This is a genomic window from Micromonospora chokoriensis (genome assembly GCF_000718555.1).
Taxonomy (GTDB): domain Bacteria; phylum Actinomycetota; class Actinomycetes; order Mycobacteriales; family Micromonosporaceae; genus Micromonospora; species Micromonospora chokoriensis_B.
In genome coordinates, this window is the sequence record NZ_JOAN01000007.1 from 150,158 (window position 1) to 163,693 (window position 13,536).

The window sequence follows — 13,536 nt, forward strand, 5'->3', positions numbered from 1 at the left end:
GACCCGTCCCGTGAGGCGGGGAAGGAGGTCCGCCGTGGCATACCCACCGGCTGCCCGCCCGTCACCACCGCGACAACCCTCGGTGAAGGTGATCCTCGCCAGCGCCGACGTGCAACGCGTGGTCGACCGCATCGCTCACCAGATCCTGGAGAAGACCCAGGGTGCCGCCAACACGGTGCTGCTGGGAATTCCGACCCGGGGAACCCCCCTGGCTCGGCGACTCGCCGACCGGATCAGCACCTTCGAGGACGTCGTCGTTCCGGTCGGTGTGCTCGACATCACGCTGTACCGTGACGACCTCCGTCGGCACGCCACCCGCGCGGTGGGTCCGACCGAGCTGCCGTCCGGCGGGATCGACGGCAAGCGGGTCATCCTCGTCGACGACGTGCTCTTCTCCGGCCGCACCGTCCGGGCCGCGCTCGACGCGCTCAACGACGTGGGCCGTCCGGCGTCGGTGCAGCTCGCCGTCCTGGTCGACCGGGGCCACCGGGAGCTGCCGATCCGCGCCGACTACGTCGGCAAGAACATCCCGACCGCGCTCACCGAGAGCGTCAAGGTGACGCTCGCCGAGACCGACGGGACGGACGAGGTCAAGCTGTACGGGGGAGCCCTCTCATGATCAAGCATCTGCTCTCCGGCGGGGACCTGGACGCCGACACCGCCACCGAGATCCTGGACACCGCCGCCGAGATGGCCACCGTCGCCGGCCGGGAGATCAAGAAGCTGCCTGCGCTGCGCGGCCGGACCGTGGTGAACCTCTTCTACGAGGACTCCACGCGTACCCGGATCTCGTTCGAGGCGGCGGCGAAGCGGCTCAGCGCCGACGTGATCAACTTTTCCGCCAAGGGGTCCAGCGTCACCAAGGGCGAGAGCCTGAAGGACACCGCGCTGACCCTGCAGGCCATGGGCGCCGACGCCGTGGTCGTTCGACACCCCGCCTCCGGTGCGCCGCACCGCCTGGCCAACTGGGTGGACGGCTCGGTCGTCAACGCCGGTGACGGCACCCACGAGCACCCAACCCAGGCGCTGCTGGACGCGTACACCATGCGGGCCCGGCTGGGTCGGCTCGCCGGTCTGTCGGTCGCGGTGGTCGGGGACGTGCTGCACTCCCGGGTCGCCCGCTCCAACGTGCTGCTGCTCTCCACCCTCGGCGCCAAGGTCACCCTGGTCGGCCCGCCGACCCTCATCCCGGTCGACATCGCGGGCGCCCTCGCCCCCGGCACCGACGTCTCCTACGACCTCGACTCCGTCCTGCCCAACGTGGACGTGGTGATGATGCTGCGCGTGCAGCGGGAGCGGATGAACGACTCCTACTTCCCCTCCGCGCGCGAGTACGCCCGCCGCTACGGGCTGGACGGCCCTCGGATGCGCCGGCTGCCCGAGCACGCGATCGTCATGCACCCCGGGCCGATGAACCGGGGGATGGAGATCACCCCCGAGGTCGCCGACTCACCCCGCTCCACAATCGTCGAACAGGTCACCAACGGGGTCTCCGTACGGATGGCTGTTCTTTACCTGCTGCTCGGAGGGAACAACCGGTGACCGCGTACCTGATCACCAGCGTGAGTGTCGTCGGCGCCGCGCCGACCGACCTGCTGATCCGCGACGGCGTGGTGGCTGAGGTCGGCACCGGCCTGTCGGCGCCGGACGCCACCGTCATCGACGGCACCGGCCTGGTCGCCCTGCCCGGCCTCGTCGACCTGCACACCCACCTGCGCGAGCCCGGTCGGGAGGACGCCGAGACCGTCGAGTCCGGTTCCCGGGCGGCGGCGATGGGCGGTTACACGGCGGTCTGCGCGATGGCCAACACCTCTCCGGTGGCGGACACCGCCGGCGTGGTCGAGCAGGTCTGGCGGCTCGGCCGGGAGGCCAGCCTGGTCGACGTGCAGCCGATCGGCGCGGTCACCATCGGGCTGGCCGGCGAGCGCCTCGCCGAGCTGGGCGCGATGGCCGACTCGGCGGCCCGGGTGCGAATCTTCTCCGACGACGGACACTGCGTCGCCGACCCGTTGCTGATGCGCCGGGCCCTGGAGTACGTCAAGGCGTTCGACGGGATCATCGCCCAGCACGCCGAGGAGCCCCGGCTCACCGAGGGCGCCCAGATGCACGAGGGTGAGGTCTCCACCCGGCTCGGCCTGATCGGCTGGCCGGCGGTCGCCGAGGAGGCGATCATCGCCCGGGACGTGCTGCTCGCCGAGCACGTGGGCAGCCGACTGCACGTCTGCCACGTCTCCACCGCCGGCAGCGTCGAGGTGCTGCGCCAGGCGAAGGCCCGCGGGGTACGCGTGACCGCCGAGGTGACCCCGCACCACCTGCTGCTCACCGACGAGCGTGCGGAGAGCTACGACCCGGTCTTCAAGGTGAACCCGCCGCTGCGCACCGCCACGGACGTCGCCGCGCTGCGCTCCGCGCTCGCCGACGGGGTGATCGACGTGATCGCCACCGACCACGCCCCGCACGCCGTGGAAGACAAGGAGTGCGAGTGGGCGTACGCCCGGCCGGGGATGCTCGGTCTGGAGACGGCCCTCTCCATCGCGCTGGACGTGCTCGGCCCCGAGTGGGATCTGATCGCCGAGCGGATGTCGCGCACGCCCGCACGGATCGCCGGCCTCACCGGGCACGGCGTCGACCCGGCGCCGGGAGCGCCGGCCAACCTGACCCTGATCGACCCGGCCGCCCGCCGCACCATCGAGCCGGCGGAGCTGGCCAGTCGCAGTCGCAACACCCCGTACGCCCGCATGACGCTGCCGGGTCGCATCGTGGCGACCTTCCTGCGTGGCGAGCCGACGGTCCTGGACGGAAAGGCTGTCAAGTAATGGTCAAGCGCAGGCCCGCGATCCTCGTACTCGAGGATGGGCGCACGTTCCCCGGTGAGGCGTACGGCAGCGTCGGGGAGACCTTCGGCGAGGCGGTCTTCAACACCGGCATGACCGGTTACCAGGAGACGCTCACCGACCCGTCGTACCACCGTCAGGTGGTGGTGCAGACGGCGCCGCACATCGGCAACACCGGCGTCAACGGCGAGGACGACGAGTCCGGTCGGATCTGGGTGGCGGGCTACGTCGTCCGCGACCCGGCCCGGCTCGGCTCGAACTGGCGCGCCACCGGTGGGCTTGAGGACCGTCTCGCCACCGAGGGGGTGGTGGGCATCAGCGGGGTGGACACCCGGGCGCTGACCCGGCACCTGCGCGACCGGGGCGCCATGCGGGTGGGCATCTCCAGCATCGACAACGATCCGCAGAGCCTGCTGACCCGGGTCCGCCAGTCGCCGCAGATGGTCGGCGCAGACCTGTCCGCCGAGGTGAGCACCGCCGAGCCGTACGTCGTCGAGGCCGTGGGTGAGCACCGGTTCACGGTGGCCGCCCTGGACCTGGGCATCAAGCGCAACGTGCCGCGCCGGCTGGCCACCCGCGGGGTGACCACCCACGTGCTGCCGGCCTCGTCGAGCATCGACCAGCTGCTCGCCACCGGCGCCGACGCGATCTTCCTGTCGCCTGGCCCCGGCGACCCGGCCACCGCCGACGCCCCGGTGGCGCTGGCGCGGGAGGCGCTGCGGCGGGAGGTGCCGCTGTTCGGCATCTGCTTCGGCAGCCAGATCCTCGGCCGCGCGCTCGGCTTCGGCACCTACAAGCTGGGCTACGGCCACCGGGGGATCAACCAGCCGGTGCTCGACCGGGTCACCGGCAAGGTCGAGGTGACCAGCCACAACCACGGCTTCGCCGTCCAGGTGCCGGGCGTGGTTGGCGGCGCGGTCGTCCCCGACCAGGTGATCGACACCGAATTCGGTCGTGTGCAGGTGTCGCACGTCTGCCTCAATGACAACGTGGTCGAGGGGCTGCGGGCCGTGGACGTGCCCGCCTTCACCGTCCAGTACCACCCGGAGGCGGCGGCCGGTCCGCACGACGCGGACTACCTCTTCGACCGATTCGCCGAGCTGATCGAGGGCCGTGCCCTCGACCAGCGGCCCAGTGAGGGCCGGAACCACAGCAAGGGGCGCAGCAATGCCTAAGCGGACCGATCTCAAGCACATCCTCGTGATCGGCTCAGGGCCGATCGTCATTGGGCAGGCCTGCGAGTTCGACTACTCCGGCACCCAGGCGTGCCGGGTGCTGCGCAGCGAGGGGATCCGGGTCAGCCTGGTCAACTCCAACCCGGCGACGATCATGACGGACCCGGAGTTCGCCGACGCGACCTACGTCGAGCCGATCACCCCGGAGTTCGTCGAGCTGGTCATCGCCAAGGAGCGCCCGGATGCGATCCTCGCGACCCTCGGCGGGCAGACCGCGCTGAACACGGCCGTCGCGCTGCACGAGGGCGGCGTCCTGGAGAAGTACGGCGTGGAGCTGATCGGCGCGAACATCGACGCCATCAACCGCGGCGAGGACCGGCAGCTGTTCAAGGAGATCGTGGCGAAGGCCGGCGTACGCCTCGGCGTCGACGACCCGACCGCCCTGGTGCCCCGTTCGCGGGTGTGCCACTCGATGGACGAGGTCGAGGCGACCGTCGCCGAGCTGGGCCTGCCGGTGGTGATCCGGCCGTCGTTCACCATGGGCGGCCTGGGCTCCGGCATGGCGCACACGCCGGAGGACCTGGCCCGCATCGCCGGTGACGGCCTGTCCGCCAGCCCTGTGCACGAGGTCCTCATCGAGGAGAGCGTGCTCGGCTGGAAGGAGTACGAGCTCGAGCTGATGCGCGACCGGCACGACAACGTGGTGGTGGTCTGCTCGATCGAGAACATCGACCCGATGGGTGTGCACACCGGCGACAGCGTCACCGTGGCCCCGGCCATGACGCTCACCGACCGGGAGTACCAGCACCTGCGTGACCTGGGCATCGCCGTGCTGCGCGAGGTCGGGGTGGACACCGGCGGCTGCAACATCCAGTTCGCGGTCAACCCGGTCGACGGCCGGATCGTCGTGATCGAGATGAACCCCCGGGTGTCGCGGTCCTCGGCGCTGGCCTCCAAAGCGACCGGCTTCCCGATCGCGAAGATCGCCGCGAAGCTGGCCATCGGTTACACCCTCGACGAGATCCCCAACGACATCACGTTGAAGACCCCGGCGGCGTTCGAGCCGTCCCTGGACTACGTGGTGGTGAAGATCCCCCGGTTCGCGTTCGAGAAGTTCCCCGGCGCGGACCCGGAGCTGACCACCACGATGAAGTCGGTGGGCGAGGCGATGAGCCTCGGGCGCAACTTCACCGAGGCGCTGAACAAGGCGATGCGCTCGATGGAAACCAAGGCGGCCGGTTTCTGGACCGTGCCGGACCCGGCCGGCGTCACGCTCGCGGACACTCTCGCCGCGCTGCGGATCCCGCACGACGGCCGGCTGTACACCGTCGAGCGAGCGCTGCGCCTCGGCGCGTCGATCGCCGAGGTCGCCGAGGCCTCCGGCGGGATCGACCCGTGGTTCCTCGACCAGATCGCCGCGCTGATCGAGCTGCGTACGGAGATCGTGGACGCGCCGGTGCTCGACGCCGACCTGTTGCGGGTGGCGAAGCGGGCGGGGCTGTCCGACCGGCAGCTCGCCGCGTTGCGCCCGGAGCTGGCCGCCGAGGACGGCGTACGGACCCTGCGGCACCGTCTCGACGTGCGTCCGGTCTACAAGACCGTGGACACCTGCGCGGCCGAGTTCGAGGCGACCACGCCGTACCACTACTCGACGTACGACCTGGAGACCGAGGTCGTGCCGTCGAACCGGCCGAAGGTGCTGATCCTGGGCTCCGGCCCGAACCGGATCGGTCAGGGCATCGAGTTCGACTACTCCTGCGTGCACGCGGTGCAGGCGTTGCGGTCGGCCGGTTACGAGACCGTCATGGTCAACTGCAACCCGGAGACGGTGTCGACCGACTACGACACCGCCGACCGGCTCTACTTCGAGCCGTTGACCTTCGAGGACGTCCTGGAGGTCTGGCACGCCGAGGACTCGTCCGGCCGGGCGGCCGGCGGGCCGGGCGTGGTCGGGGTGGTCGTGCAGCTCGGCGGTCAGACCCCGCTGGGGCTGGCGCAGCGGCTCAAGAACGCGGGCGTTCCGATCGTCGGCACCTCCCCGGAGTCGATCCACCTGGCCGAGGAGCGCGGCGCGTTCGGCGCGGTGCTGGCCCGGGCCGGGCTGCGCGCGCCAGCGCACGGCATGGCCACCTCGTACGACGAGGCCAAGACGATCGCCGACGAGATCGGCTACCCGGTGCTGGTCCGTCCGTCGTACGTGCTCGGTGGGCGGGGCATGGAGATCGTCTACGACGACCCGACGCTGCGCGACTACATCGGCCGGGCCACCGACATCTCCCCGGACCATCCGGTGCTGGTGGACCGGTTCCTCGACGACGCCATCGAGATCGACGTGGACGCGCTGTGCGACGCCGACGGCGAGGTCTACATCGGCGGCGTGATGGAGCACATCGAGGAGGCGGGCATCCACTCCGGCGACTCGTCCTGCGCGCTCCCGCCGATCACCCTCGCCGGCTCGCACCTGGTCGAGGTCCGCCGCTACACCGAGGCCATCGCCCGTGGCGTCGGCGTCCGCGGCCTGCTCAACGTGCAGTACGCCCTCAAGGACGACGTGCTCTACGTGCTGGAGGCCAACCCGCGTGCGTCGCGGACCGTTCCGTTCGTCTCCAAGGCGACGGCGGTGCCGCTGGCGAAGGCGGCGGCCCGGATCGCGCTCGGGGCGAGCATCGCCGAGCTGCGCGCCGAGGGCCTGCTGCCGGCGACGGGGGACGGGGGCACGATGCCCGCCGACGCGCCGGTCGCGGTCAAGGAAGCGGTGCTGCCGTTCAAGCGCTTCCGGACCCGTGCGGGCAAGGGGATCGACTCGCTGCTCGGGCCGGAGATGAAGTCGACAGGTGAGGTGATGGGCATCGACACCAACTTCGGGCACGCCTTCGCCAAGAGCCAGTCGGCCGCGTACGGGTCGCTGCCGACCGCCGGAAAGATCTTCGTCTCGGTGGCCAACCGGGACAAGCGCGGCATGATCTTCCCGATCAAGCGGCTGGCCGATCTGGGCTTCGAGATCGTCGCCACCGCCGGCACGGCCGAGGTGTTGCGCCGGCACGGCATCGCCTGCGAGCAGATCCGGAAGCACTACCAGGCTGGTGAGGGCGACGACGCGGTGTCGCTGATCGGTGGCGGCCACGTGGCGCTGGTGATCAACACGCCGCAGGGTTCGGGTGCCAGCGCCCGCTCCGACGGCTACGAGATCCGCAGCGCGGCCGTCACCGCGGACATCCCCTGCATCACCACGGTCCCCGGCGCGGCGGCGGCGGTCATGGGCATCGAGGCGCGAATCCGCGGTGACATGCAGGTCCGCCCCCTGCAGGACCTGCACGCCACCCTGCGGGCGGCCCAGTGACCCTGTTCGAGCAGGCGGTACGGCCGTGGTTGTTCCGGCTTGGTGGCGGGGATGCCGAGGCGGCGCACGAGTGGACGCTGCGGCGGTTGACGGCCCTGTCGCGGCAGCCGGCCGCGCTCGCCGCGCTGCGGGCCCGGTACGCGGTCGACGCGCCGCGCACGGTGTTCGGTGTGCGGTTCCCCAATCCGGTCGGGTTGGCCGCGGGCATGGACAAGGACGGCGCGGCGCTGCCGGCCTGGCCGGCGCTCGGCTTCGGCTTCGTGGAGGTCGGCACGGTCACCGCGCACGCCCAGCCGGGTAATCCCCGGCCCCGGCTGTTCCGGCTGCCGGCCAGCGAGGCGGTGGTCAACCGGATGGGCTTCAACAACGCCGGGGCCGCCGCGCTCGCCGCCCGGCTGACGGCGTTGCCGCGACCGCTCGGGGTGCCGCTGGGCATCTCGCTGGGCAAGTCCAAGGTGACCCCGCTCGACGAGGCGGTCGAGGACTACCTCGCCTCGTACCGGGCGTTGCGGGGGCACGGCGACTACTTCGCGGTGAACGTGTCGTCACCGAACACCCCGGGCCTGCGGTCGTTGCAGGACCGCGGCCACCTGGACGCGCTGCTCGGCGCGCTGGTGGGGGAGAAGCCGGTGCTGGTCAAGATCGCACCGGATCTGACCGAGGCGGCGATCGCCGAACTGCTGGAGGTCTGCCTGGCCCGGGGCGCCGCCGGGGTGATCGCCACCAACACCACGCTGGCCCGTACCGGGCTGGCCACGGTGGACGCCGAGCGCGGCGCCCAGGCCGGTGGTCTGTCCGGTCGGCCGCTGACCGGGCGGGCCCGGGAAGTGGTCGACTTCGTACACCGGGAGACCGGCGGCCGGCTGCCGATCATCGGCGTCGGTGGTGTGCTGGACCCGGACGACGCGGCCCGGATGTTCGATGCCGGCGCGGCCCTGGTGCAGCTCTACACCGGCTTCATCTACCGTGGCCCGGCCCTGGTCCGCGCCGCCGCTCGGGCGGCGGCCAGAACGGCGGCACCGGACGCGGTCACCGGCCGGTGACCGCCCCCGGCCCGGTGCTGGCCCGGCCCAACCGGACGCCGAGCCCGCTCCGCGCCGAGGAGCCCAACTCCACTTCCGCCCCCTTTGCTCTGCACCCGCGGGTGCACCACCCGGCGTTCGCCACCGGGTGGTGTACCTGAGTCCGCCACTTGGCGTTCGCCACCGGCTGTCGCACCTGAGTCCGCCACCGGCGTTTGCCACCGGGTGGCGCATCCGCGGGTGCAGAGCAAAGGCGGAGAAGGAGGAGTTCGATCCGGCCGCAGGACATCCGCTGCGCGGCCCGTCCGTGTCTGGAAGGAGCACCCGTGACACCCGAAGAGATCCTGGCCGCCGACCGGGCGCACGTCTGGCATCCGTACGCCGCGCTGCCGCCGGCGACCCCGCCGTACGTCGTGCGCAGCGCCGAGGGGGTACGGCTGACCCTGGCCGACGGGCGGGAGCTGGTGGACGGGATGTCGTCCTGGTGGGCGGCGATCCACGGCTACCGACACCCCGTCCTGGACGCGGCGGTGACCGACCAGCTCGGCCGGATGAGCCACGTGATGTTCGGCGGGCTCACCCACGAGCCGGCCGTGCAGCTCGCCCGGACGCTTGTCGAGCTGACCCCGGATGGCTTGGAGCACGTGTTCCTGGCCGACTCCGGCTCGGTCAGCGTCGAGGTCGCGGTGAAGATGTGCCTGCAATACCAGCGGGCCATCGGGCGGCCCCAGCGGCGCCGGCTGGCGACCTGGCGGGGCGGCTACCACGGCGACACGTTCCACCCGATGAGCGTCTGCGACCCGGAGGGCGGGATGCACCACCTGTGGGGCGACGTGCTGCCCCGGCAGGTGTTCGCCCCGGTCCCGCCGGGCGGCTTCACGGACCCGCCCGACGACGCGTACGTGGCGGCGTTGGTGGACACGGTCGAGCGGTACGCCGACGAACTGGCCGCCGTGATCGTCGAGCCCGTCGTCCAGGGCGCCGGCGGCATGCGCTTCCACCACCCGGGTTACCTACGGGTGCTGCGCGAGGTGACCCGCGCGCACGGGATTCTGCTGATCTTCGATGAGATCGCCACCGGGTTCGGCCGTACCGGCGAGATGTTCGCCGCCGAGCACGCCGGGGTGACGCCAGACGTGCTGTGCGTGGGCAAGGCGCTCACCGGCGGGTACCTGACCCTCGCGGCGACCCTGTGCACTCCGGAGGTCGCCCGGGGCATCTCGGCGACCGGCGTGCTGGCGCACGGGCCCACGTTCATGGGCAACCCCCTGGCCTGCGCGGTGGCGAACGCCTCCATCGGGCTGCTGCGGGCTGGCGACTGGTCGGCGCAGGTGGCCAGGGTCGGTGCCGGCCTGCGCGCCGGTCTGGAGCCCCTGCGTGGCACGCCGGGCGTGGCCGACGTACGGGTGCTCGGCGCGATCGGCGTGGTCCAACTCGATCACGAGGTCGACCTCGGTGCGGCCACCGTGGCCGCGGTCGACCAGGGGGTGTGGTTGCGCCCGTTCCGCGACCTGATCTACACGATGCCGCCGTACGTCACCGACGACGTCGACCTGGCCCGGATCGCGGCCGGGGTGGCGGCGGCGGTGGCGGCTGGCTGAGTCGGCCCGGTCGCCGGGTCGACGATTACCCGGGCGGGGCAGCCGCCCGGACGAGAAGAGGGGAACACTCCGATGGAGAGCTTCGGTACCCGGCTGCACCGGGCAATCGCCGAGCGGGGCCCACTCTGTGTGGGCATCGACCCGCATCCCGGTCTGCTGGCCCAGTGGGGCCTCCCGAACGACGTTCAGGGGCTCGACCGGTTCAGCCGAACCGTCGTGGAAGCGCTCGGTGACCGGGTTGCGGTAGTCAAGCCTCAGTCGGCCTTTTTCGAGCGATTCGGATCCCGAGGTGTGGCGATTCTTGAGTCAACTATCCGACAGTTACGGGATGCTGGTTCGCTCGTTCTGCTCGACGTCAAGCGCGGCGACATCGGCTCGACGGTGAGCGCGTACGCCTCGGCGTACCTCGATCCATCCAGCCCGATGTATGTCGACGCGGTCACCGCGAGTCCCTACCTGGGAGTAGGTTCGCTGGCGCCGATGTTCGAGCTGGCAGCCGAGCACGGCGGCGGGGTGTTCGTGCTGGCCCTCACCTCCAACCCCGAGGGCGCGGCCGTGCAGCGCGCCGTCACGGCTGATGGTCGCACCGTGGCGCAGACCGTGATTGACGAGATTTCCCAGCTCAACAGGGGTGCGTCCCCGCTCGGGAGCTTCGGCCTGGTGGTCGGCGCGACCATCGGCGACACCGGTCACGACCTCTCCGGCGTGGGGGGCCCGTTGCTCGCTCCGGGGCTCGGCGCGCAGGGTGCCGGTGCGGCCGATCTGCGTACCGTCTTCGGTTCGAGCCTCGCCTCGGTGCTCCCGTCGTACTCCCGGGAGGTGCTCTCGGCAGGTCCTGATGTCGCTGCCCTGCGGGCCGCCGCGGACCGCGTGTTGGTCGACTGCCGGGCCGTTCTGCCTGCCCGGTGACTGACTGACGGGTCGGTCACTCTACGGTGATCATGCGGCCCCCACGTTGCCGAAAGCTCCGTTGGCCGCTAGTTTTCCCCGCGCTGGGAACCACGGACCCCTTGGTTCACAGCGACACCACGTTTCACAGATGCGGCGGTGCGCCCCGCCCGCCGCGATAGGGACCTGAGGAGAACTGGTGCCGCTCCCGTCACTGACCCCCGAACAACGCGCTGCCGCGCTCGAGAAGGCCGCGGAGATCCGCAAGGCCCGTGCTCAGCTGAAGGAGCAGCTCAAGCAGGGCAAGACCACCCTCGGTGCTGTCCTCGAGCGGGCCGAGAGCGACGACGTCGTAGGCAAGCTCAAGGTGTCTGCCGTCCTGCAGGCGATGCCGGGCATCGGCAAGATCCGGGCTACCCAGATCATGGAGAAGCTCAAGATCGCCGACAGCCGTCGCCTGCGTGGCCTCGGCGAGCAGCAGCGCAAGGCACTGCTTGGAGAGTTCGCCGCCAACTGAACCTGGCAGCGTGTAGAAACAAGCAGTGAGCACGGATGACGAGACGCGCCCGGCGGCTCGGCTCACTGTCCTGGCTGGACCTTCGGGTTCCGGCAGGGAGAGTGTCGTCGAGCTCGTCCGGGCGCGTTCTCCGTCCGTGTGGATCCCGGTCGCGGCGACCACTAGGCCGCGCCGGGAGGCCGAGGTCGACGGGGTGGACCGCGTCTTCCTCGCCCCCGCCGAGTTCGATCGCCTGATCGTCGACGGCGAACTGGTGGAGTGGTCCCGAATCGGTCTGTACCGCCGGGGCACCCCGTACCCGCCGCTGCGTGCCCGGCTCGACGCCGGGCAGCCGGTGCTGCTCTCGCTCGACCTGCCCGGCGCCTTGCTGGTCCGCGCGCGCCTGCCCGCTTCCCGGCTGGTGCTGCTGAGCCCACCCGGGTACGCGCCTGACGCCGAGGTGGCCGCCACCTTCGCGCACACGCTGACCCACGACCGCACCGAACGGGTGGTCAACGAGCTGGTAGGCTTACTCGGTTCTTCTTATCCGGATCCGGCCTGGTCACGCGTGCGTGGCTGACGGTCGGCCGCCGTTGAGACTCAGCACCGCGTCCGCGCGGCTCGAAAGACGCAGAGGTTAATTCGTGGGATCAATCGCCAACCCCGAAGGCATCACCAACCCGCCGATCGACGAGCTCCTCGAGAAGACGACGTCGAAGTACGCGCTGGTCATCTTCGCCGCCAAGCGCGCGCGCCAGGTCAACGCCTACTACAGCCAGCTCGGTGAGGGTCTGCTGGAGTACGTCGGCCCGCTCGTCGAGACCACTCCGCAGGAGAAGCCCCTCTCGATCGCCATGCGTGAGATCAACTCGGGCCTGCTCACCGCCGAGCCGACCGACCAGCCGTAAGCCCTCGCTGGCCGATGTCCGCCTCGATCGTCCTCGGGGTCGGCGGCGGCATCGCCGCCTACAAGGCGTGTGAGCTGCTGCGACTCTTCACCGAATCGGGTCACCGGGTTCGGGTCGTGCCGACCGCGTCGGCGCTCCGCTTCGTGGGGGCGCCGACCTGGGCCGCGCTCTCCGGCCAGCCGGTCGCCGACGACGTCTGGACCGACGTCCACGAGGTGCCGCATGTCCGGCTCGGCAAGCAGGCCGACCTGGTGGTGGTCGCGCCGACCACCACCGACCTGCTCGCCAAGGCCGCGCACGGCCTCGCCGACGACCTGCTGACCAACACCCTGCTGACCGCCCGCTGCCCGGTCCTGCTGGCCCCGGCCATGCACACCGAGATGTGGGAGCACCCCGCCACCGTGGCCAACGTCGCCACGCTGCGCTCCCGGGGTGTGCGGGTCCTCGACCCGGCCGTCGGCCGGCTCACCGGCGCCGACACCGGCAAAGGTCGGCTACCCGACCCGGCGGAGATCTTCGCCGTCGCTCGTCGGCTCCTGGCCCGGGGCTCCGACTCCGCCGATCTGGTCGGCCGCCGGGTGGTCGTCACCGCGGGCGGCACCCGCGAGCCTCTGGACCCGGTCCGCTTCCTGGGCAACCGCTCGTCGGGCAAGCAGGGTTACGCGTTCGCCCGCGCGGCGGTCGCCCGGGGTGCCCGGGTCACCCTGATCGCGGCCAACGTCGACCTCGCCGACCCGGCCGGCGTCGACCTGATCCGGGTGGGCACCACTGCCGAGCTGCGGGAGGCGACGCTTAAGGCCTCCGTCGAGGCCGACGCGGTGGTGATGGCGGCGGCTCCGGCCGATTTCCGGCCCGCGACCTACGCCCCTGGCAAAATCAAGAAGGCGGACGACGGGGTGGCGCCCACCATCGAGCTCGTCACCAACCCGGACATCGCGGCGGAGCTTGGCCAGCGCAAACGACCAGGGCAGGTGCTTGTGGTGTTCGCCGCCGAGACCGGCGATGCCGAGGCCAACGGTCGAGCGAAACTCGCCCGGAAGCGGGCCGATCTGATCGTCGTCAACGAGGTTGGTCCGAACAAGGTCTTCGGCGCCGACACCAACACAGTGACGGTCATCGGCGCGGACGGCTCGGTCAGCCGGCTGCCCGAGCAGGCCAAGGAGGCAGTGGCCGACACCGTATGGGATCTGGTCGTGGCGCGGCTGCCCGAGCACTCCTGACGGGTGGTAAAGGTCGTGACCGATCCCGACACCGACCGCAATGGTGATTACA

The 13,536-nt window shown here is 71.3% G+C and carries 12 protein-coding genes; all 12 read left to right on the forward strand.

Translation table 11 applies throughout. From position 1 onward, the window contains the following. Positions 1–34: 34 nt before the first annotated feature. Positions 35–619, forward strand: a complete 585-nt coding sequence (gene pyrR / locus IF46_RS0112025; protein WP_030488398.1) for a bifunctional pyr operon transcriptional regulator/uracil phosphoribosyltransferase PyrR — start codon at positions 35–37, stop codon at positions 617–619. Then, positions 616–1,542 (forward strand): aspartate carbamoyltransferase catalytic subunit, encoded by a 927-nt coding sequence (locus IF46_RS0112030; protein ID WP_030335650.1) that lies wholly within the window; start codon positions 616–618, stop codon positions 1,540–1,542. The genes pyrR and IF46_RS0112030 overlap by 4 nt, the downstream gene beginning before the upstream one ends. Then, a complete protein-coding gene (locus IF46_RS0112035) occupies positions 1,539–2,816 on the forward strand; it encodes a dihydroorotase (RefSeq protein WP_030488399.1) in 1,278 nt (425 codons plus the stop codon). Before IF46_RS0112030 ends, IF46_RS0112035 begins: the two co-directional genes overlap by 4 nt. Then, entirely contained in the window at positions 2,816–4,009 is a 1,194-nt protein-coding gene (gene carA, locus IF46_RS0112040; protein ID WP_030488400.1) for a glutamine-hydrolyzing carbamoyl-phosphate synthase small subunit, read from the forward strand. Before IF46_RS0112035 ends, carA begins: the two co-directional genes overlap by 1 nt. Then, positions 4,002–7,349 carry a carbamoyl-phosphate synthase large subunit gene (gene carB / locus IF46_RS0112045; protein ID WP_030488401.1) on the forward strand — a complete coding sequence of 1,116 codons (3,348 nt, stop codon included), beginning with the start codon at positions 4,002–4,004 and terminating at the stop codon, positions 7,347–7,349. The genes carA and carB overlap by 8 nt, the downstream gene beginning before the upstream one ends. Continuing rightward, the gene (locus tag IF46_RS0112050; protein WP_030488402.1) at positions 7,346–8,392 is read left to right on the forward strand and encodes a quinone-dependent dihydroorotate dehydrogenase; all 1,047 of its coding nucleotides are present in this window, start codon (positions 7,346–7,348) and stop codon (positions 8,390–8,392) included. The genes carB and IF46_RS0112050 overlap by 4 nt, the downstream gene beginning before the upstream one ends. Before the next feature lie 305 nt (positions 8,393–8,697). Next, a complete protein-coding gene (locus IF46_RS0112055; RefSeq protein WP_030488403.1) occupies positions 8,698–9,972 on the forward strand; it encodes an adenosylmethionine--8-amino-7-oxononanoate transaminase in 1,275 nt (424 codons plus the stop codon). A 72-nt stretch (positions 9,973–10,044) separates the two neighbouring features. Continuing rightward, the gene (gene pyrF, locus IF46_RS0112060) at positions 10,045–10,881 is read left to right on the forward strand and encodes an orotidine-5'-phosphate decarboxylase (protein ID WP_030488404.1); all 837 of its coding nucleotides are present in this window, start codon (positions 10,045–10,047) and stop codon (positions 10,879–10,881) included. 178 nt (positions 10,882–11,059) lie between these two features. After that, positions 11,060–11,377 carry an integration host factor, actinobacterial type gene (gene mihF / locus IF46_RS0112065; protein WP_030335662.1) on the forward strand — a complete coding sequence of 106 codons (318 nt, stop codon included), beginning with the start codon at positions 11,060–11,062 and terminating at the stop codon, positions 11,375–11,377. A gap of 25 nt (positions 11,378–11,402) precedes the next feature. Beyond that, positions 11,403–11,936, forward strand: a complete 534-nt coding sequence (locus IF46_RS0112070; RefSeq protein ID WP_030488405.1) for a guanylate kinase — start codon at positions 11,403–11,405, stop codon at positions 11,934–11,936. 64 nt (positions 11,937–12,000) lie between these two features. Further along, positions 12,001–12,264 carry a DNA-directed RNA polymerase subunit omega gene (gene rpoZ, locus IF46_RS0112075; RefSeq protein WP_030335666.1) on the forward strand — a complete coding sequence of 88 codons (264 nt, stop codon included), beginning with the start codon at positions 12,001–12,003 and terminating at the stop codon, positions 12,262–12,264. Between the two features lie 14 nt (positions 12,265–12,278). Next, a complete protein-coding gene (gene coaBC, locus IF46_RS0112080) occupies positions 12,279–13,484 on the forward strand; it encodes a bifunctional phosphopantothenoylcysteine decarboxylase/phosphopantothenate--cysteine ligase CoaBC (RefSeq protein WP_030488406.1) in 1,206 nt (401 codons plus the stop codon). Positions 13,485–13,536: the final 52 nt, after the last annotated feature.